General features: G+C 69.3%; 22 protein-coding genes. 11 read left to right on the top strand and 11 right to left on the bottom strand.

Annotated features, from left to right (window positions below):
* Positions 1-12 precede the first annotated feature (12 nt).
* The 4 genes from AC1DKV_RS03875 (at position 13) to AC1DKV_RS03860 (ending at position 3,811) form a co-directional block, all read left to right on the top strand.
* On the top strand, positions 13-993 hold the full coding sequence (locus AC1DKV_RS03875) for a Bug family tripartite tricarboxylate transporter substrate binding protein (RefSeq protein WP_441618112.1): 981 nt from the start codon (positions 13-15) through the stop codon (positions 991-993).
* A gap of 95 nt (positions 994-1,088) precedes the next feature.
* Complete coding sequence (locus AC1DKV_RS03870) at positions 1,089-2,633, top strand: chloride channel protein (RefSeq protein ID WP_441618114.1); 1,545 nt, start codon at positions 1,089-1,091, stop codon at positions 2,631-2,633.
* Positions 2,634-2,760: 127 nt separating this feature from the next.
* Positions 2,761-3,096 carry a hypothetical protein gene (locus AC1DKV_RS03865; protein ID WP_441618116.1) on the top strand — a complete coding sequence of 112 codons (336 nt, stop codon included), beginning with the start codon at positions 2,761-2,763 and terminating at the stop codon, positions 3,094-3,096.
* Positions 3,097-3,157: 61 nt separating this feature from the next.
* Entirely contained in the window at positions 3,158-3,811 is a 654-nt protein-coding gene (locus AC1DKV_RS03860) for a hypothetical protein (RefSeq protein ID WP_441618118.1), read from the top strand.
* An 18-nt stretch (positions 3,812-3,829) separates the two neighbouring features.
* Here AC1DKV_RS03860 and dapB read toward each other — a convergent pair whose 3' ends face one another.
* Together dapB and AC1DKV_RS03850 are read right to left on the bottom strand one after the other, a co-directional pair.
* Entirely contained in the window at positions 3,830-4,639 is an 810-nt protein-coding gene (dapB, locus tag AC1DKV_RS03855; protein ID WP_441618120.1) for a 4-hydroxy-tetrahydrodipicolinate reductase, read from the bottom strand.
* Between the two features lie 67 nt (positions 4,640-4,706).
* On the bottom strand, positions 4,707-5,156 hold the full coding sequence (locus AC1DKV_RS03850; protein ID WP_441618122.1) for an Lrp/AsnC family transcriptional regulator: 450 nt from the start codon (positions 5,154-5,156) through the stop codon (positions 4,707-4,709).
* A 218-nt stretch (positions 5,157-5,374) separates the two neighbouring features.
* Here AC1DKV_RS03850 and AC1DKV_RS03845 point away from each other — a divergent pair, with 218 nt between their 5' ends.
* From AC1DKV_RS03845 to AC1DKV_RS03835, 3 genes are all read left to right on the top strand, one after another.
* On the top strand, positions 5,375-6,568 hold the full coding sequence (locus AC1DKV_RS03845) for a saccharopine dehydrogenase family protein (RefSeq protein ID WP_441618124.1): 1,194 nt from the start codon (positions 5,375-5,377) through the stop codon (positions 6,566-6,568).
* Complete coding sequence (amaB, locus tag AC1DKV_RS03840) at positions 6,565-8,085, top strand: L-piperidine-6-carboxylate dehydrogenase (RefSeq protein WP_441618126.1); 1,521 nt, start codon at positions 6,565-6,567, stop codon at positions 8,083-8,085. The genes AC1DKV_RS03845 and amaB overlap by 4 nt, the downstream gene beginning before the upstream one ends.
* A 202-nt stretch (positions 8,086-8,287) precedes the next feature.
* Positions 8,288-8,500, top strand: a complete 213-nt coding sequence (locus tag AC1DKV_RS03835; protein WP_441618128.1) for a hypothetical protein — start codon at positions 8,288-8,290, stop codon at positions 8,498-8,500.
* Between the two features lie 29 nt (positions 8,501-8,529).
* Here AC1DKV_RS03835 and AC1DKV_RS03830 read toward each other — a convergent pair whose 3' ends face one another.
* From AC1DKV_RS03830 to hemA, 6 genes are all read right to left on the bottom strand, one after another.
* Positions 8,530-9,165: a UbiX family flavin prenyltransferase gene (locus AC1DKV_RS03830; RefSeq protein WP_441618130.1), complete on the bottom strand. Its 636-nt coding sequence runs from the start codon at positions 9,163-9,165 to the stop codon at positions 8,530-8,532.
* A gap of 7 nt (positions 9,166-9,172) precedes the next feature.
* A complete protein-coding gene (gene grxD / locus AC1DKV_RS03825) occupies positions 9,173-9,484 on the bottom strand; it encodes a Grx4 family monothiol glutaredoxin (protein WP_441618132.1) in 312 nt (103 codons plus the stop codon).
* A 117-nt stretch (positions 9,485-9,601) separates the two neighbouring features.
* Positions 9,602-10,507: a peptide chain release factor N(5)-glutamine methyltransferase gene (gene prmC, locus AC1DKV_RS03820; protein ID WP_477137472.1), complete on the bottom strand. Its 906-nt coding sequence runs from the start codon at positions 10,505-10,507 to the stop codon at positions 9,602-9,604.
* A gap of 147 nt (positions 10,508-10,654) precedes the next feature.
* The gene (locus tag AC1DKV_RS03815; protein WP_441618136.1) at positions 10,655-10,981 is read right to left on the bottom strand and encodes a hypothetical protein; all 327 of its coding nucleotides are present in this window, start codon (positions 10,979-10,981) and stop codon (positions 10,655-10,657) included.
* A gap of 256 nt (positions 10,982-11,237) precedes the next feature.
* On the bottom strand, positions 11,238-12,320 hold the full coding sequence (gene prfA, locus AC1DKV_RS03810; protein ID WP_441618138.1) for a peptide chain release factor 1: 1,083 nt from the start codon (positions 12,318-12,320) through the stop codon (positions 11,238-11,240).
* A 153-nt stretch (positions 12,321-12,473) separates the two neighbouring features.
* Positions 12,474-13,778, bottom strand: coding sequence for a glutamyl-tRNA reductase (hemA, locus tag AC1DKV_RS03805; protein ID WP_441618182.1), 1,305 nt, complete (start codon positions 13,776-13,778; stop codon positions 12,474-12,476).
* 284 nt (positions 13,779-14,062) lie between these two features.
* Between hemA and AC1DKV_RS03800 the strand changes: the two genes are divergently transcribed.
* Positions 14,063-14,299: a hypothetical protein gene (locus tag AC1DKV_RS03800; protein ID WP_441618140.1), complete on the top strand. Its 237-nt coding sequence runs from the start codon at positions 14,063-14,065 to the stop codon at positions 14,297-14,299.
* 75 nt (positions 14,300-14,374) lie between these two features.
* On the opposite strand, the gene AC1DKV_RS03795 is transcribed toward AC1DKV_RS03800, so the two are convergent.
* A complete protein-coding gene (locus AC1DKV_RS03795; RefSeq protein ID WP_441618142.1) occupies positions 14,375-15,160 on the bottom strand; it encodes a 5'-methylthioadenosine/adenosylhomocysteine nucleosidase in 786 nt (261 codons plus the stop codon).
* Between the two features lie 170 nt (positions 15,161-15,330).
* Between AC1DKV_RS03795 and AC1DKV_RS03790 the strand changes: the two genes are divergently transcribed.
* From AC1DKV_RS03790 to AC1DKV_RS03780, 3 genes are read left to right on the top strand one after another with little or no spacing between them, the layout of a single operon-like run.
* The gene (locus AC1DKV_RS03790; RefSeq protein WP_441618144.1) at positions 15,331-16,362 is read left to right on the top strand and encodes a DUF2157 domain-containing protein; all 1,032 of its coding nucleotides are present in this window, start codon (positions 15,331-15,333) and stop codon (positions 16,360-16,362) included.
* Positions 16,359-17,477 carry a DUF4401 domain-containing protein gene (locus AC1DKV_RS03785; protein WP_441618146.1) on the top strand — a complete coding sequence of 373 codons (1,119 nt, stop codon included), beginning with the start codon at positions 16,359-16,361 and terminating at the stop codon, positions 17,475-17,477. Before AC1DKV_RS03790 ends, AC1DKV_RS03785 begins: the two co-directional genes overlap by 4 nt.
* Positions 17,474-17,977 (top strand): GDYXXLXY domain-containing protein, encoded by a 504-nt coding sequence (locus AC1DKV_RS03780; RefSeq protein ID WP_441618148.1) that lies wholly within the window; start codon positions 17,474-17,476, stop codon positions 17,975-17,977. Before AC1DKV_RS03785 ends, AC1DKV_RS03780 begins: the two co-directional genes overlap by 4 nt.
* Here AC1DKV_RS03780 and mctP read toward each other — a convergent pair.
* Positions 17,972-19,453, bottom strand: coding sequence for a monocarboxylate uptake permease MctP (gene mctP, locus AC1DKV_RS03775; protein WP_441618150.1), 1,482 nt, complete (start codon positions 19,451-19,453; stop codon positions 17,972-17,974). The genes AC1DKV_RS03780 and mctP overlap by 6 nt on opposite strands.
* Positions 19,450-19,647, bottom strand: coding sequence for a DUF3311 domain-containing protein (locus tag AC1DKV_RS03770; RefSeq protein WP_441618151.1), 198 nt, complete (start codon positions 19,645-19,647; stop codon positions 19,450-19,452). The genes mctP and AC1DKV_RS03770 overlap by 4 nt, the downstream gene beginning before the upstream one ends.
* Between the last annotated feature and the right edge of the window lie 17 nt (positions 19,648-19,664).

Genomic DNA, 19,664 nt, shown 5'->3' with positions numbered 1-19,664 from the left:
CAAGGAGACGATATGCAACGCTGGATTCCCGCATGGCGCGCCATGCTCGGCGCGGGCGCGCTGGCCTGCGCGCAGCTGGCCACGGCCGGCGCCTTTCCCGACCGGCCGGTCAAGCTGGTGGTGCCGTACACGCCCGGCGGCTCGGCCGACCAGCTGGCCCGCGCGCTGGCCGATGGCATGGGCCGCGAACTCAAGCAGCCGGTGGTGGTGGAGAACCGCCCGGGCGCCAACACCATGATCGCCGCCACCGGCGTGGCGCGCACCGCGGCCGACGGCTACACGGTGCTGCTGGCCAGCAATGCCAGCATGGTGCTCAACCCGATGCTCTACAAGAAGGTCAACTACGACGCCAGGCGCGATTTCAAGGTGATCTCGGTCGCCGCCGAGCTCCCGCTGGTGGTGGTGACCAATACCCAGGTGCCGGCCGCCAACGTGCGCGAGTTCGCCAGCTACGCCAAGGCCAACGCCGGCAAGCTGAACTATGCCTCGGTCGGGCTGGGCAACCCGCTGCAGCTGGCCACCGAGATGCTCAAGACCGAGCTGGGCATCAATCTCACCCACGTGCCCTACAACGGCAGCGCGCCCGCGCTGGCGGCGCTGCTGGCCAACGACGTGCAGCTGATGATCGATGTGGTGAGCACCTCGCTGCCGCATATCAAGGCCGGCAAGCTCAAGGCGCTGGCGGTGACCAGCAAGGAGCGCCTGGAGGTGCTGCCCGACGTGCCCACCGTGGCCGAGAGCGGACATCCCAACTATCAGGCGGCCACCTGGTTCGGGCTGGCGGTGCCGGCGCAGACGCCGCCCGAAGCCATCGCACGCCTGCAGGCAGCGGCGGCCAAGGCCACCGGCGACGCGCAGTTCCGCCAGACCTTTGCCGCGCTCGGCCTGGTGATCCAGCGCCCGCGCGACAGCGCCGAGGTGCAGCGCTATGTGGACGCGGACCGCGCGCGCTGGGGCGGCGTGATCCAGGCCAACCATATCTCGCTCGACTGAAGCCGGCGCGGCGAAAAGCGTATAGTTCCGGGACGCCGTGATGCGCCCGGCCCGCGGGCCGCTCACGGTGTTTTGTCGCCCCGACCGCCGCTTTCATGAAAGACGCCGCGCCAGACCAGAGTCCCGAAGCAGATCTGCCGCCTTCCCGGCCTGATTCCGGTCCGGGCCCGGACCCGGGCGGGCCGCAGGACGTCGTGCGCGAAGCCCGGGCCGAAGCCCGGGCGGAGGCGCACGCCAATGCGGCGCACGACCGCCTGCGTGCGCTGCGCCGCCGCGCCCGCCTTGCCGCCGGCCGCAAGTCGCGCCAGATGTGGCGCATCTCCCGCACCACCCTGCGCTATGCCGTATTCATGTGCGGCGCCGGCTGCGTGGCGCTGTTCTCCCTGGTCTTTGCCTGGGTCGCCGAGCTGGCGCTGGGCTGGAACCACAAGCTCACCGGGGCCACGCCCTGGCTGGCCTTCGTGCTGCTGCCGTTCGGGCTGGCCGCGCTGCGCTGGCTGACGCTGCGCCTGGCGCCGCAGGCGCGCGGCAGCGGCATCCCCCAGGTCATCGCGTCTTTCTCGCTGCCGCCGTCCGGGCCGGCGCAGACGCTGCTGGTGTCGTTCCGCCAGGCGATGTGGAAGGTGCTGCTGACCACCGGCGGCCTGCTGGCCGGCGCCTCGATCGGCCGCGAAGGGCCGTCGGTGCAGGTGGGCGCGGCGGCCATGCTGAGCTGGGGGCGCTGGTGCCAGGAACGGCTGCGCTTTCGCATCGGCTTCCATCCCAACGCGCTGATTGCCGCGGGTGCCGCAGGCGGGCTGGCGGCCGCCTTCAATACGCCGCTGGCCGGCGTGGTGTTCGCCATCGAGGAGCTCGGGCGCGGTACCGCCGTGCGCTGGGACCGGCTGGTGCTCTCGGGCGTGCTGACCGCCGGTTTCCTCTCGCTGGCGCTGCTGGGCAACAACCCGTATTTCGCGGTCAAGACACCGATCCTCGCCCTGCACAACGCCTGGGGGCCGGTGCTGCTGTGCGCGCTGGTCAATGGCGTGCTTGGCGGCGTGTTCGCCAAGGCGCTGACCGGCGGCGTGCAAGGGCTGCTGCCGGGCAAGCTGCGCATGTGGCCGGGCGAGCACCCGGTGCTGGTGGCCTTCCTGTGCGGGCTGGTGGCCGCGGCGATCGGCTGGTCCACCGGCGGCGCCACCTTCGGCACCGGCTACGAGCAGGCCAACGGACTGATCAACGGGGATGTGCCGCCCACGCTCTGGTTCGGCCTGGCCAAGCTGGTGGCGACCGTGGTGTCTTACTTCGCCGGCATCCCGGGCGGCATCTTCACCCCTTGCCTGGCGATCGGCGCGGGCATCGGCGCCGGGCTCGAGCAGGTGGTGGCCTACCTCGCCATTCCGCTGGCCGAGCCGCGCGTGCTGGCGCTGGTGTCGATGGCCGCCTTCCTGGCCGGCGCCACCCAGGCCCCCATCACCGCCAGCGTGATCGTGATGGAGATGACGCGTTCGCAGGATCTCACGGTGTTCCTGCTGGCGGCAGCGCTATTGGCCTCCTTCGTGGCCCGCCAGTTCTGTCCGAATCCGTTCTACCACCATGTGGCCCATGCATTCCGGCGCGAGGCGCTGGACGCCACGCGCAAAGTGGCCCAGACCACATAAGGCGCGTTCGGGACATGGTGCGCGGTGCCGCTTTGTCTTACCATTGGCGGCGCCCGGGCCATGGTCCGGTGCTGTGCCCCGGCGGCACACGATGATCCGCGCCGGCACCACAAACCGGGGAGCACAGATGGCCACGCAACGACCGCACGGCAGTAGCGGCACCCAACCGTCAACCGGCGCCCGGCGTCCGGCCGGCGCGCAGGGCCCGCGGCCGCACATGTCGCACAAGGCGGCCAGGCCGCCCGGCCGGGAGAGCACCGCCGTGCGCGATCTTGGCCCGGACACCGTCTGGCATACGCGCGGCCTGCACGGCCATACCCGCTTGCGCACGACGACCGCGCGCACGGCCCGCTCGCCGCAGCGGCAACTGCCGCCCAGCCGCGTGCCGCGCCTGCTGTTGTGGACCCTGCTGGTGCTGCTGCTGGCCGTGCTGGCCAACGCGGTGCTCCGTATGACGCATTAGCCCCTGGCGGAACCACGCGCGCGGGGGGCGCTCCAATCCGCAGCTTTTCTCAGGAGTCTGGATGAAATACCCCCTCGCCGGGCTGGCCGCCGCCAGCCTGCTGCTGCTGTCGCCGCTGGCCGGCGCCGCGGCCAAGGACAGCGCCGACGCGCTGGCGCCAATGCTGGATACCCTGGAAATCGGCAGCCCGCTGCCCACGCTTCCCGATTGCGCCGACAAGCGCACGCCGGACGGCCGGGACGTGACCGCGCTGTGCGTGGAAGTGCGCGGCGACGGCACGATGCGCCAGGTCGGCGTACCGCGCGACAAGCGCCCCGCCTTCATGGACGGCCCGCACGTGGTCGCCTTCGTCGACCGCAGCGCCCTGGTGGGCCTGATCGTGCCGACCGACGGCGTGCGCTCCGAGCAGGCCGTGGTGCAGAGCCTGACCGCGCGCTACGGCAAGCCCTTCCGCTCTGAAGCGGTGGAGCTCAAGGACAAGGCCGGCAAGCCCGTCAAGACCATTCACGCCGGCTGGACCAAGCGTCCGCTGACGGTGGAGCTGTACGCCATACCCGAAGACCCGAACACCGGCACGGTGGAACTGCTGCTGCCGCAGGCACGCGCGCTGATGGCCAGCCAGGACGCGGCCATGGCGCAGCAGCTCAATCCGCAGGCCGCCTCCGCGCCGAAGGCGGCGCCTGCAGGAAAACCGGTGGAAAAGAAGGGCTGGTAGCCGGCAGGGGACGGGGCCTCAAAGCCCCTCCATCACCTTGTCCAGCCCACGGACCAGGCCTTGCAGCCCGCTGACCTTGCGGATCGCCAGCAGCGCGCCGGTGACGTAGGGCCTGGACCCGTCGCCAGCCTCGTGCTTGAGGTGAAGGCGCTGGCCGTCGGCGCCGAAGATCACCTCCACGCCGAGCTGGTAGCCAGGCAGGCGCACCGCGTGCACCTGGCTGCCGGACATGGTCGCGCCGCGCGTTTCCCTGGGGCCCTTTACCTGGTCGACCGGTACCGTTTGCGCGGCCTGGCGGACCTGGCCCAGGCGATAGGCCAGCTCGCGCACCGTGCCGGAGGGCACGTCGACCTTGCCGGCCTTGGCATAGTCGATGATTTCCCAGTGCTCCAGGTGGCGCGCGGCCATCTCGGCGAACTTCTGCAGCAGCACCACCGTGATGGCGAAATTGCCGCAGGCCAGCACGCCGCGGCCGGCCTGGCGCGCGGCGGCGTCGATCTCCTCGTAGTCCTGGTCGGACAAGCCCGAGGTGCCAACCACCACATGCGCGCCCTTGGCCAGCGCCTGCAGGATGTTGCGCTTGGCCACGTCGGGCTTGGTGTACTCCACATACACGTCGAAGCTGCCGGCGGCCAGCTCGTCGATGCTGGCCACTGCCAGGCCGGGCGTGCCCTTGTGCGCCGTCAGCTCGGCCAGGGTCTGGCCGGCCGCGCCGCGCGACAGCCCGGCCACCAGCGTCATGTCGTCCGCATGCGCCACGCCACGCGCCAGTTCGCCGCCGGCCCAGCCGGTCACGCCGCCCACGGCGACTCGGATGCGATTGCTCATCGTGCTGTTCTCCTCTGGTTGTTGGTCTGCGTGCCGGGCAGTTCAGGCCTTTGCAGGGCCTTTGCCGTCAGCCCGCCGCGCGGCGCCGGTCGATCTTGCGCGCCAGCACGATCGACGTGGTGGTGTGGTTGACGCCGTCGAGCGCGCCGATCTCGTCGAGCAGCTTGTCCAGCCGGGCGTGGGTGTCGCAGCGGATCACCGCCATGTAGTCCACCGGCCCGCTCACGGAATTCAGCTCCTCGATCTCGGGAAAGCGCTGCAGCGCCTTCACCACCGCAGGCGCGGTCTTGGGCATGACCGACAGGCCGCAGAAGGCCAGGATGGCATTGTCCTCCATCTGCTGGCCGAGCCGCACGCCGTAGCCCGCGATCACGCCGTCGCGCTCGAGCCGTGCGATGCGCGCCACCACGGTGGTGCGGGCGATGCCCAGCTTGCGCGCCAGGTTGGCGGCGTTCTCGCGCGCGTTGGCCTGCAGCAGCGAGAGCAGATGGCGGTCGGTCTGGTCGAGTTCGGTCATGGCGCGCGGTGGCCTCGCGGTGGACTAGGTCTGGTCTAGGTCTGGCGTTGATGCCGTTTCGACTGCCGGCGTTGTCGATTCGCTCGATTATGCGGTGTTTTCGTCATTCTTGTCCCTTCATTCCGACCGTGCCCGCAACCATACTTCAGCCATGGGCTTATGCCGACGAACGACCGACGAACGACCGACGAACGAACAACTGCCACCCAGGGGACATCATGACCAGACCCATTCCACCCGGCCGTGCCGCCGTCGCAACGTATGCCGCCGGCGCTGTCCGGCAGGTTCCGCTGCGCGTGGTGGTGCTAGGCGCGGGCAAGATCGGCCGCACCATCGCCGTCATGCTCCATGACAGCGGCGATTACCGCGTCACCCTGGTCGACCGCGAGCCTGCGCAACTCGACGACTTGCCGCAAGGCATTGTCGTGCGCCAGGGCGCGCCGGACCGCGCCGAGGATTGCGCGGCCCTGTTGCAAGGCGCCGACGCGGTGCTCAACGCGCTGCCATTCCACGCCGCGCTCGGCGTGGCCACGGTGGCAGCCAGCCTGGGCGTGCACTACTTCGACCTGACCGAAGACGTGGCCGCCACGCATGCCATCCGCGGCCTGGCGGCCGGCGCGCGCTCGGTGCTGATGCCGCAGTGCGGGCTGGCGCCGGGCTTTATCGGCGTGGTCGGCAACGACCTGGCGCAACGCTTCCTGAAGGACGGCGGCGAACTGCTCGAACTCAAGATGCGGGTCGGCGCGCTGCCGCGCTATCCCAGCAACGCGCTCAAGTACAACCTGACCTGGAGCACGGAAGGGCTGATCAACGAATACTGCAATCCGTGCGAGGCCATCGTCGACGGGCGCCGGGTGGAAGTGCCGGCGCTGGAGGGGCTGGAGAGCTTTGCGCTGGACGGCATCGAGTACGAGGCCTTCAATACTTCCGGCGGGCTGGGCACCTTGCCCGAGACCCTGGCGGGCCGCGCGCGCGACGTGGACTACAAGTCGATCCGCTATCCGGGCCACTGCGCGGTGATGAAGCTGCTGCTCAACGACCTGCGCCTGCGCGAGCGGCGCGACTGGATGCGCGAGATCTTCGACAGCGCGATTCCCGCCACGCAGCAGGATGTGGTGATCGTGTTCGCCAACGCCACCGGCCATGCCGCCGGCAGCCAGGGCGCGCGCGGCCGCCTGATGCAGGCCTCGTTCTCGGCGCGCATCGGCGGGGCCGACACCGACGCCGGCCATGTCAACGCGATCCAGCTCACCACCGCCGCGGGCATTTGCACCGCGCTGGACCTGGTGGCCGGCGGCGCGCTGCCGCAGGCGGGCTTCGTGCCGCAGGAGGCGATGTCGCTGGACGCTTTCCTCGCCAACCGTTTCGGCAGACACTACACGCGTCATCCGCTACAGGAGGCAATGGCATGAAGACCAGGGAATTCGCGGCCTGCTGGCAGGCCCTCGGTTTGTCCGCGCCGTGGCGCGAGGGTGAAGGACCCGCGGGTGCGCTGCCGGTGCGCTCGCCCATCGACGGAGAAGCCTTCGGCCACCTGCCCGCCTGCAGCGCGGCCGAGGCCGACGCGCGCATCGAGCGCGCGCGCGCGGCGCAGGCCAGCTGGGCCCTGGTGCCGGCGCCGGTACGTGGCGAGGTGGTGCGCCGCTTTGGCGAGGTCCTGCGCGAGCACAAGAAGCATCTCGGCCAGCTGGTCGCGCTCGAGTCCGGCAAGATCCTGCAGGAGGGGATGGGCGAGGTGCAGGAGATGATCGACATCTGCGATTTCGCGGTCGGCCTGTCGCGCCAGCTACACGGCCTGACCATCGCCTCGGAACGGCCGCAGCATGCCATGCGCGAGACCTGGCATCCCTATGGCTTGTGCGGCGTGATCTCTGCCTTCAATTTCCCGGTTGCGGTGTGGGCCTGGAACGCGGCGCTGGCACTGGTGTGCGGCAATGGCGTGGTGTGGAAGCCGTCGGAGAAGACGCCGCTGAGCGCGCTGGCCGTGCAGGGGCTGCTGGATGGCGTGCTGGAGATCGCCGCGCCGCATCACGCCGGCATCGCCACCGTGCTGGCGGGTGCGCAGGCGCTGGGGCAGCACCTGGTCGGCCATGCCGATGTGCGGCTGATCAGCGCCACGGGGTCCACGCGCATGGGCCGCGAGGTCGGCATCGCCTGCGCCGGGCAGTTCAAGCGCGCCATCCTGGAGCTGGGCGGCAACAATGCGGCGATCATCGCGCCTTCGGCCAATATCGAACTGGCCGTGCGCGCCATCACGTTCTCTGCCGCCGGCACGGCCGGGCAGCGCTGTACCACGCTGCGGCGCGCCTTCGTCCACGCCGATCTGTTCGACGCCGTGACCACGCGGCTGATGCAAGTCTTCAACAACCTGCCGGTGGGCGATCCGCTCGCCGAGTCGACACTGGTAGGCCCGCTGATCGACGGTGCCGCCGGCGCCGCCATGGCCGGCGCGCTGCTGCGCTGCCGCCAGCATGGCAATGTCGTGCACGGCGGCGAACGCGTGCTGGCGGAGCGCTACCCGAATGCCGAGTACGTGCGTCCGGCGCTGGTGCTGACCGACCGCCAGCATGAGACCATGCTGACCGAGACCTTCGCGCCGATTCTCTATGTGATGCCCTACAAGACGCTGGAGGAGGCCATCGCGCTGAACAACGCCGCGGCGCATGGCCTGTCGTCTTGCATCTTCACCGAATCGCTGCGCGAAGCGGAACGCTTCCTGTCCGCCTCGGGCAGCGATTGCGGGATCGCCAACGTGAATATCGGCACCAGCGGGGCGGAGATCGGCGGCGCGTTCGGCGGCGAAAAAGCAACCGGCGGCGGACGCGAGTCGGGATCCGATGCGTGGAAGGGGTATATGCGGCGGGCCACCAACACCATCAACTATGGGGATGCGTTGCCGCTGGCGCAGGGCATTCGTTTCGAGGTCTGAGCTTTGTCTTCGAATCGGGTCCGGACCGGGGCCGCGGCCGCTTGCCCGGCCCCGTCCCATTCCCCACATACCGACACCAACCCGTTTCCATTCGTAACAACGGTTACAGCACATTGACCCTGTATTACCAAACAGCCCCGTATAACGTTCTTAAGGGCAGGCAACAACCTGCCCGCAAAGGACAATGAAAATGAAAACGTGGATGATTGGGATCGCAGTGGCGGGTGCCGCCATGCTCGGCGGGTGCGCAGTCTATCCGGCCTATCCGGCTTACGGCTATGGCGGCGGCGAAGTGGCCGTGGCGCCGGCGCCGGTGTACGCGGCGCCGTCGGTCGTGGTGTCGCCGGGCTATTACGGCGGGTACTACGGCTATCGCGGCTACTACGGTGGCCGCCGCTACCGCTACTGGCATTGAGGCCAGCGGGCCCCGGCCCGCGCGGGGCCTCAGGCCTGGCCGTTGAGGCCGCCCCAGCTTGGTGCCAGGGTTTGCGGGATGTCGATCAGGTCCAGCACGCGCCCGACGGTGTGGTCCACCAGCTGGGCCACGCTCTGGGGCTTCTGGTAGAAGCCGGGCACGGGCGGGAAGATGATGCCGCCCATCTCTGTGACGGCGGTCATATTACGCAGGTGGGCGAGGTTCAGCGGCGTTTCGCGCACCATCAGCACCAGCTTGCGGCGCTCCTTGAGCGTGACATCGGCGGCGCGGGTGATGAGATTGTCGGACAGGCCGTGCGCCACGGCTGCCAGCGTGCGCATGGAGCAGGGCGCGACCACCATGGCATGCGCGGCGAAGGAGCCGCTGGCGATGGTGGCGCCGATGTCGCGCACGTTGTGCACGACGTGGGCGAAGGCTTCGACTTCGGCCTTGCCCATGTCCAGTTCGTGCTGCAGGTTCATCACGCCCGCGGCCGAGATCAGCAGGTGGGTCTCCACGCCGGGCACGGCGCGCAGCGTCTGCACCAGCCGCACTCCGTAGACCGCGCCGGTGGCGCCGGTGATGGCGACGATCAGGCGCCGCGGCTTGCCGCCCCCCGGGCTACCCGGACCACCGGGGCCACCTGCATCACCCGCTGCGGACATCTCGCGCTCAGGCCTTGAGCAGCGATTGCAGTTCGCCGTTCTGGTACATCTCCATCATGATGTCCGAGCCGCCGACGAATTCGCCGTTGACGTACAGCTGGGGAATGGTCGGCCAGCTGGCGTATTCCTTGATGCCCTGGCGGATGCCGTCGTCTTCCAGCACGTTGACCGTGGTGGGCGCGTCCACGCCGCAGGCCTTCAGGATCTGGATGGCGCGGCCGGAGAAGCCGCACATCGGGAACTGGGCGGTGCCCTTCATGAACAGCACTACCGGGCTGCCCTTGACGATCTGGTCGATCCGTTGTTGCACGTCACTCATGATGTCTCTTTCGGTTGAGCGGGGCCGGTCCACGCCGGACGCCGCAATCGGGAAATCGGCAGGCATGCGAGGTGCACGCCATCAAGGAATGGATTTTACCGGAATCGGCCGTTGCCTTCAGGCGACGCCACCGGACGCGGGCTGCAGCCGCGCGCCGCTGCAGCGCTCGTGGCCGGCGAGGTCGCGCGCGGTGAAGATGTCGCCCAGGCCGGCCGCCGCCAGCAGGCTGCGGGCCGCCTCGCCCTGGTCGTAGCCATGTTCCATCAGCAGCCAGCCGCCCGCATGCAGCCGACCGGCGGCGCCGCTGACGATGGCGGCAAGGTCGGACAGGCCGTCGCCGTGGTCCGTCAGCGCATCGGCCGGTTCGAAGCGCAGGTCGCCCTGGGTCAGGTGCGGATCGCCCGCGGGGATATAAGGCGGGTTGCTGACAATCAAGTCGAAGCGCAGTCCGGCCGGCAGCGCGGCGTACCAGTCCGAGGCCAGGAAGCGCGCATTGGCCGCGCCGAGCGCGCGCGCGTTGTCTTGCGCCACCTGCAATGCGCCTGCCGAGACATCCGTGGCCCAGACTTCGGCGTCGGGTCGCTCGCAGGCCAGTGTGACTGCGATGGCACCCGAACCCGTGCCCATGTCGAGCAGGCGCGGCGCGCGCAGCGGTGCCAGCAGCCGCAACGCGGTTTCCACCGCGATCTCGGTGTCGGGCCGCGGAATCAGCACATTCGGCGTCACGCGGAACATGCGCCCGAAGAACTCGCGCTCGCCGAGCAGGTAGGCCACCGGCTCGCCGGCGAGCCGGCGCGTCAGCAGGCCGGCAAAGCTGTCGCGGTCGGACGGCGCCAGCGTGTCGCCGTCGCGCGTGATCAGTTGCGTGCGCGTCAGCCCGGTCACGTGCGTCAGCAGCATCCTCGCCTCCAGCGCCGGCAGGCCGGCTGCGGTGGCTAGCGCCAGGGCCTGGTGCACCGTGACGGCTGCGGGCAGGACGGCGGGCGGGACGGCGGGCGGGACTAGCGGGGAGGGGCTGGACATGGACGCAGGCTGGCTAGCGGAAATATGCCGGGGATAAAAGCGAAAACCCCGCCGGCATGCGCCTGGGCGGGGTTTGCAGTGTAACGCGCTTGTCCGCGCTGCGGGAGCGGGCGGTTTTCCCGCCCCGCCGCCGGCAGCGGCATGGCATTACTTGTTGACGGCGTCCTTGGCCTTGTCGGCGCCGGCGTTGACAGCGTCCTTGGAGGCTTCCTTGGCGCGCTGCATTGCGTTGCCGGCATCTACCTTGGCCTTTTCAGCGGCGGCGGAGACATCGGCGGCAGCGCCGCTGGCAGCGGCCTTGGCGGCGTCGGCGGCATTGCCGGCTGCGGCTGCGGCATCGCTGGCGGCGGCCTTGGCGGATTCGGCCGCGTTTTGCATGGCGCTGTCGGCGCTAGGCGTCGCGGGGGCTTCTTCCTTCTTGCTGCAGGCAGCCAGGGCAGCGGTGATCATCAACAGCGCGAGCATTTTTTTCATGATTTTGTCCTTTTGTCCGGTAGGAGGGTCGACACGCCGTCCTTTGCGCGGCGGCTCAGTCGAAATGGATTATAGACAGCGAAAAATGTCACGCTAGTGCTGTTGCAAGCATTTACAACAGATACAAAGGTTTTCCTCGGCCCGCTCGATTTATGCCGTGCGGTATGAGTTTGATTCCGGCGGGCCGGTTTATTACCCCTCGCCGCTGTAATCCCGCCCCGCGATAATGCCGCTCCCTCGCTGCCGATTTACGCCATTAATGGTCTTCGCCGAGCGCCGCCAATTGATCGGCCTGGTGTTCCGCGGCCAGCGCGGACAGCAGTTCTTCCAGGTCGCCGTCCATGATCATTTCGATCTTGTAGAGCGTCAGGTTGATGCGGTGGTCCGTCACCCGGCCCTGCGGGAAGTTGTACGTGCGGATGCGGTCGCTGCGGTCGCCGGTGCCGATCAGGTTGCGCCGGGTGCTGGCTTCCTTGGCCTGCGCGGCGCGCAGTTGCGCGTCCATCAGCCGTGCGGCCAGCACCTTCATGGCCTTGTCCTTGTTGCGGTGCTGGCTGCGGTCGTCCTGGCATTCCACCACGATGCCGGTGGGGATGTGGGTCAGGCGCACGGCCGAATCGGTCTTGTTCACGTGCTGGCCGCCCGCGCCGGACGCGCGGAAGGTATCGACGCGCAGGTCGGCCGGATTGATCTGGACTTCGGCCACTTCGTCGGCCTCGGGCATCACTGCCACCGTGCACGCCGACGTGTGGATGCGTCCCTGGGCCTCGGTGGCCGGCACGCGCTGCACGCGGTGGCCGCCGGACTCGAACTTCAGGCGCGAGAAGGCCGCGTCGCCCGCGATGCGGATGATCACTTCCTTGTAGCCGCCCAGGTCGGAGGGCGATTCGCTCATGACTTCCACCTGCCAGCGCTGGCGCTCGGCATAGCGCGTGTACATGCGCAGCAGGTTGGCGGCGAACAGCGCGCTTTCCTCGCCGCCCGCGCCGGCGCGGATTTCCAGCAGCAGGTTGCGGTCGTCGTTGGGGTCCTTGGGCAGCAGCAGCTTCTGCAGGCTGATTTCCAGCGCCGCCAGGCGCGCGCGCGCGGCATCGATCTCGTCGGCGGCGAAATCCTTCATCTCGGGATCGTCCAGCAGCGCCTGCGCGGTGGCCAGGTCGTCCTGCGCCTGGCGGTACTGCCCGTATTGCTCGGCCACCGGCGACAGCTCCGCATGCTCGCGCGTGAGCTTGCGGTATTGGTCCATCTTGGCGGTGGCGTCTTCGCGCCCGAGCAGGGCGTTGACTTCGTCGATTCGCTCGGCCAGTTGGTCGAGCTTGGCTAGCATGCTGGCTTTCATGGGTATCCGGGCAGGGTCGCGATGATGCGGGGTCGCAGCTGGGTTGAGGCGGATGCCGGCTAGGGCGGCGTCGGGATTGCATGCCCGGACCAGAAGCCACGGCAGGCAAGGCTGGCAGTGCGCAGGACGCGCACCGCCGGACGAAGAGCGCTGCTAGCGCTCGGAGTGGCTGCTGTGGCGGAACAGGCCCGGCACCAGGCGCAGCAGGGTTTCGCGGTCGTCGCCCTGGGTATGGTTGAGTGCGTGGGTAGGACCGTGCAGGAACTTGCGGGTGAGCGCGCCGGACAGTGCCTCGAGCACCGCTTCTGGGTCGTCGCCGCGCGCCAGCATGCGGCGCGCGCGTTCCAGCTCGGCCTGGCGCATGGCCTCGCCTTGCGCCTGCAGGTCGCGGATGACCGGTACCACGCTGCGGGTCTCGAGCCAGTGCATGAAGTTCTGCACGCGGCTTTCGATGATGGCTTCGGCCTGGGCCACGGCGGCCTGGCGCATGGCGTTGCCCTCGCGCACGATGGCGCCAAGGTCGTCCACGGTGTACAGGAACACGTCGTCCAGGCGCGCGACTTCGGGTTCCACGTCGCGCGGCACGGCCAGGTCCACCATCATGATGGGGCGGTGGCGGCGCAGCTTGACCGCGCGTTCCACCGCGCCCAGACCGATGATGGGCAGCGAGCTGGCGGTGCAGGACACCACGATGTCGAATTCATGCAGGCGCGCGCCCAGGTCCGACAGGCGGATCGCCTCGGTGGTCAGGCCCTGTCCGGCCAGTTGCTCGGCCAGCCGCTCGCCGCGTTCCACGGTGCGATTGGCCACCACGATCTGGCGCGGCGTCTGCGCGGCAAAGTGCGTGGCGCACAGCTCGATCATCTCGCCCGCGCCGATGAACAGCACGCGCTGGGTCGAAACGCTTTCGAAGATCCGCTGGGCCAGGCGCACCGCGGCGGCGGCCATCGACACCGAATGCGCGCCGATCTCGGTCTGGCCGCGCACTTCCTTGGCCACCGCGAAGGTGCGCTGGAACAGCTGGTTCAGGTAGGTGCCAAGCGCGCCCGCCTCGCCGGCGGTACGCACCGCGTCCTTCAGCTGCCCGAGGATCTGCGTCTCGCCCAGCACCATCGAATCCAGCCCGCTGGCCACGCGAAAGGCATGGCGCACGGCTTCGGACTGCGGCAGGGCGTAGAGGTGGGGCGCCAGTTCGCCGGCCGGCACGTTGTGGTGCTGGGCCAGCCAGCGCAGCGTGTGATCGAAGCCTTCGTCGCCGTTGACCAGGATGTCGGTGGCGCAGTAGATCTCGGTGCGATTGCAGGTGGAGAGGATCGCGGCCTCGGTGCCGGACCGGCCCGCCAGGTGGGTGCGCAAGGCGCCCAGCGCCGGCTTGATCTGCTCAAGCGGAAACGCCACCCGTTCGCGCAGCGAGACGGGCGCCGTAGTGTGATTGATACCGATCGCAAGCAGTTGCATGGTGGAGGGCATGTCTTTTGGCGCGGGCCCCGCGGGGTGCCATGCTCCAGGCTGGCTGCCGCGCGGGCTTCAAAAGGCAAATCCGCGGCGTGGTTTCCACGAGGCGGATTCCGGCGCATTGCGCCGCCGAACCGGGCTACATTATAACGCCCGGCGCGAAAATTGCCGGCGAAGCGAGGGCCCGGGGCCGTCCCCGGACAGGTTTACCGTATCCTCGGGACCACGCGCGGCCGGCGCTTGTGCCGGGAAGACCGCGCGACTGTCGAGATCATCGGGGAAAAGTGATGCTGGGGACGCTGGTTGTGGGCGTGTTGGTCGGTCTGGCGGCGCGGTCGCTGCATCCCTCGGGGCGGGTCGGTTTGCTGGCCGCCGTGGTGTTCGGGGCACTCGGCGCGCTCGCTGCCTTCTACGGCGGCCGCGCCATGCACTGGTTCGCCGACGGCCAGATGGCCGGCTGGTTTGCCGGCATTCTGGGCGCGGGCGTACTGGTCGGAATCCGGGGGATGTTCAGGGCGCGGTGAGCGAGATTCCCGCGGCGGGATTTTCCGGCTTGCCGGACCCGCGGCTCCACTAATCCCGGCGCCTTATCTGCCTTCCTAATCTCGCTTATTCCCCTTTTCCCGGTTCTTCAGGAACCTGCCCAAAACCCCTTCCGAATAATGACTGGCCACGTTGGTCAGAAACGCGGAAAAATCCACGTGCGCGGTATCGTCCGCCCGGTCCGACACGGTCCGCATCACCGCATGGCGCACGCCATATTCGTGGCAGACCTGCGCCACTGCGGCGCCTTCCATTTCCACCGCCAGCACGCCCGGCAGGCGCTCGCGCAATTCAGCCGCGGCGGCGGGCGAGCCGATGAACTGGTCGCCGCTGGCGATCATGCCGACATGCAGCGATGGCGCGCTGACGCCGAAGCGGGCGAGCACGTCCGCGGGGATGGTCCTGGGCAGGTCTTCGCGCAGATAGCCTTCCACGGCTGCGCGCAACTCGGCGGTCAGCGCCGCGTCGGCCGGGAATTCCGCCTGGTCGAGCAGCGGCACCTCGTGCCGGCCGAAGAAGGGGCGGGCATCCAGGTCATGCTGCAGCGTGCGGTCTGCCACCACCACGTCGCCGACGCGTGTGTGCGCCCCGATGCCGCCGGCCAGGCCGGTGAAGACGATCTCGTCCACGCCAAACTCGCGCACCAGCGTCACCGTGGTGGCCGCGGCCGCCACCTTGCCCATGCGGGCCAGCACCAGCACGCAGCGCTGGCCGTGCAGTTGGCCGACGTGATAATCGCGCATGCCGATGCGCTGCACGGTGGCGCGGGCGTCGTCGTGGCGCATGGCGGCCACCAGGGCGTCGACTTCGTCGTGGATGGCGGCGAGGATACCGAGGGTCATGTCTGGAGCGCGCCGGGCGGGGCGGATGCGGAAAAACGCACAGCATACCGGCCCGCAGGACCGTCGCAAAGCAGCACAGAGGATGCGCACGAAAGCTGCGCAGGCGCCCCCGCCTTTGCTACAGTGCACTGGCGTATCCATCACACGGAACACCCATGCAGCCATCCTCGATGCAAAGCATGCAAGACCGGCGCGCCATGCGCCAGGCGCTGGCGCACTGGCGCGAGCAAGGCGCGATCGCTGCCGACGGCGTGGCCGCGGCCTGGTCGCACGCCGAGCCGGATGCGGCGGCCTGGCGGCACTGGCTCGACCGCGCCTTGCTGGCGCTGGGCGCGGCGCTGCTCTGTGCCGGCGTCATCGTCTTCTTCGCCTTCAACTGGCAGGACCTGCACAAATTCGCCCGCTTCGGCCTGCTGGCCGGCGCGCTGACCTTGCTGGCGGCATTCGCCTTCTTGCGGCCGCCGGGCGATATGGCGGGCCGCGCCGCGCTGTGCGGCGCGCAAGTGGTGGCTGGCGTGCTGCTGGCGGTGATCGGGCAGGTCTACCAGACCGGCGCCGACGCCTGGCAACTGTTTGCGCTGTGGGCGCTGCTGGCGGTGCCGTGGGCGCTGGCCGCGCGCGCTGCGCCGCACTGGTGGCTGGTGATCGTGCTGGCCAACGTGGCGTTGCTGCGCTACTGCAGCGTGCGGCTGGGCGCGGGCGGGATGTTCGAACTGCTGATCGGCATGCAGGGCGGGCGCGGCACGCCCCTGTTCCTGCTTGGCGCCACGCTGGCACAACTGGCGCTGTGGTTCGTGCTGTGCGCGGCATGGCCCGCGCAGGGCTTCCGCGGGTTGGCCGGCGCGCGCATCCTGGCCGCGCTGGCTTGTGCTTACGCCGGCTGGCTGGGACTCGGCAGCATCTTGCATGACCATGTCGATGCCGCCGCGTTCGGCCTTGCCCTGCTGGCGCCGGCCGTGCTGCTGGCCTGGTTCCGGCTGCGCGCCTTCGATGTGGTGGCGCTCAGCATGGCCAGCTTCACCTTGATCGTGGTGGTGGTGGCCGCCGTCGCGCGGTTGCTGCTGGATGTCAGCCATGGCGGATTCGGCGCCTTCCTGCTGCTGGGGCTGCTGATCATCGGCCTGGCCGCCGTGGCCGCAACCTGGCTGTTGCGCGCCTGGCGCCAGCATGACGGCGCCAGCGCCGAAGGAGAGCCGGCATGAGCGACGAACGGCAAGTCGTCACGGTCCTGTGGCGAGACCTCGCAGCGCGCGGGCTGGCGCATGGGCAGCCCGCGCAGGACCCGGCCCGCACGCCCTGGGCGGTGCGGCTGCTGATGGGCCTGGCCGGCTGGCTGGGCGCGGTCTTCTTCCTCGCTTTCCTGCTCGGCTCGGTCTTCGTGGCCGCGCGCGACAACGGCGCGGCGATGGCGCTGTGCGGCGCCGCCATGATTGCGCTGGCCGCCGTGCTGTATGCGCGCCGCAGCGGAACCGCGCTGGAACAGTTCGCGCTGGCGGTCAGCCTCAGCGGGCAAGGGCTGCTGGTGTTCGGCGCGAGCCAGGCGTACGGCGGCAGCCGCCTGCTGGAGACGCCTGCCTTCTGGGCGGCGCTGGCAATGCTCGAAGCCGTGCTGTACGCCGTGATGCCCAACCGGCTGCATCGTTGCCTGGCCGCGCTGGGTGCATGGACCGGCGTTGCCCTGGCACTGCACCTTGGCATGACGCCGGGTCTGCGCCACTTCTGGCAGTCGATGGCGCTTTCGCTCGGCTGGCTGGCGCCGCTTGCGCTGGCCCTGTTGACCGGCTTCGTGTGGGCCGAGGGACGGCTCAGCGCGGCGGGCCGGCAGGGCTGGCTCGAACCGGCAGCCGATGCCACCCTGCTGTTTGCGCTGAGCGCGGCGCTGGTGGTGACAGGCCTGGGCCTGCCCTATGCGTTCTTGTTCGATGACGGCGCGGCGCACCAGGCAGGTCCGTACTGGACGGCCGGCGCGCTGTGCGGCGTGGTGCTCGTCGCCTTGGTGCTTGCCGAGAGCGGCCGCCTGCGCCTGCGCCCTCCGGTACGCGCGATCGCCGTGGCGGGCGCGGCGCTCCTCGCCGCCTTGCTGGCCGGTGCCCCGGCAGTCCTGGCCGCCGTGCTGGCGCTGGGCCTGGCGCTGCGCCGCGGCTCGCTGCCCTGGCTTGGCCTGGCCGTGGCCACGCTCGCCGCCGGCTTTATCTGGTACTACAGCGCACTGCACTGGACGCTGCTGGCCAAGTCCGCCACGCTGGTCGCCGCCGGTGTCGCCGTCCTGGCATTGCGCACGGGACTGCGGCGCGGCATCGCAAGGAGCCAGGCATGAAACGCTGGATATTGCTCGCATGGGTGCTCGCGCTCGGGGTGGCGGCAGCCGCCATCGGTACCAAGGAACACCTGCTCGCGCGCGGCGATACGCTCTACCTGCGCCTGGCGCCGGTCGATCCGCGCTCGCTGATGCAGGGCGACTACATGGCGCTCAACTTCGCCATCGCCGATGCCATCCGCGCGGCGCGCGAGCGGCAGGGCCTGCCCGCCGAGCGCGAGCAGGTCGCGGTAGTTCGCCGCGATGCGCACGGCGAGGCCAGCCTGGTGCGCCTGCACACCGCCGGCGCGCCGCTCGCCGCGGGCGAGCAACTGCTGCGCTTCCAGACCGTGCCGTCGCGCTGGGGTGGCGTGCAGGTGCAGGTCTCGACGGACGCTTACTTCTTCCAGGAAGGGCACGGTGCGCGCTTCGGGAAAGCACGCTACGGCGAGTTCCGCGTGGGGCCGCAAGGCCAGGCCCTGCTGGTGGGCCTGCGCGACGAGAACCTGCAGCCGCTATAGCTCGGCGCTACGCTGGCCGGGCGTCACCGCCGACACCGCGAACGTGACCACGATGTTGGCCACCAGTGCGATCAGGCCGATATAGAGCGGATACGTGGCGCTGCCCAGGTGGATGGCGAACACCGGCTTGAGGCCCTGCGACATGGCCAGCGACGTGCCCAGCACGATGCCCACGGCCCAGCCGGCCAGCAGCCCCCACGTGTTCATCCGCTGCGTGTAGAGCGTGAACACGATCGCGGGGAAGATCTGCAGGATCCAGACGCCGCCGAGCAGTTGCAGGTCGATGGCGTACTGCGTGGGCAGGAACACGATGAACAGCAGCGCGCCGAATTTCACCACGAGCGAGACGATCTTCGCCGTCGAGGCCTCCGCGGAAGACGACATGTCCGGCGAGACCATCGGGCGCCACAGGTTGCGCGTGAACAGGTTCGCCGCGCCGATCGACATGATGGCCGCGGGCACCAGCGCGCTGATCGCGATGGCCGCCGCCGCGAAGCCGACGAACCACGCCGGGAACAGCTTGCCGAACAGCGTGGGCACCACGTCCGACGGCGAGCTCACGTGCACGCCGGCCGCGATCGCCATGTAGCCAAGCAGCGCGATCAGTCCCAGCAGCAGCGTGTAGGCCGGCAGCAGGATGGCGTTCTTGCGCACGGTGGCGGCCGACGACGACGACAGCACCGCCGTCATCGTGTGCGGGTACATGAAGGCAGCCAGCGCCGAGCCCAGCGCCAGAGACGCGTACGCCGTGTACTGCGACGGCTGGAGGATGATGCCCGTGACCCCGCCCTTGGCCTGGAAGAACTGGTCCGCCGCCTCGAACACGTGACCGTAGCCGCCGAGTCTGGACGGGATCAGCCACACCGCCGCGATCACCACGATATAGATCATGATGTCCTTCACGAAGGCGATCATCGCCGGCGCGCGCAGCCCGCTCGTGTACGTGTAGAGCGCCAGGATCACGAACGCCACGATCAGCGGCGCCTCGCCCGTCACGCCCAGCCCCTTGATCACCACCTGCATGCCCACGAGCTGCAGCGCGATATACGGCATCGTCGCCACGATGCCGGTGAGCGCCACCGCGGCCGGCAGCAGCTTGCCGCCGTACTCCGCATACACGAAGTCCGCCGCGGTGATGTGGTTGTGCGCATGCGCGATCTGCCACAGCCTGGGCATCACCGCGAACACGAACGGGTAGACGATGATCGTGTAAGGCAGCGCGAAGAAGCCGTACGCGCCCACCGAATACACCAGCGCCGGCACCGCGATCACCGTGTAGGCCGTATAGAAATCGCCGCCCACGAGGAACCACGTGATCAGCGTGCCGAACTGCCGCCCGCCGAGCCCCCACTCGTGCAACTGCGTCAGGTCCCCGCGCTTCCAGCGCGCCGCGAAGAACCCGACCACCGTGACCAGCACGAAGAACGCGACGAAGACCGTCATCGCCACCGGATCGACAGGCGGGACCTCGTTCATTTCACGCACCGGTAGACGATGTAGATCAGCAGCGAGGTGAGCGGCACCCAAAGGAACTGGTACCAGTAGAAGAACGGAAAGCCCGCGAACGAAGGCTGCGTATCGTTGTAGAACGGCAGCCACAGCAGGGCGATATAGGGGAGCAGCAGGATGAGCCAGAGCCACGAATGGCTGGACTGGTTTGCAGGTTCCACGAGTATTTTCTCTCGGT

Source organism: Cupriavidus sp. 05T41, assembly GCF_056396525.1.
This window is presented reverse-complemented; position numbering and strand designations above follow the sequence as displayed.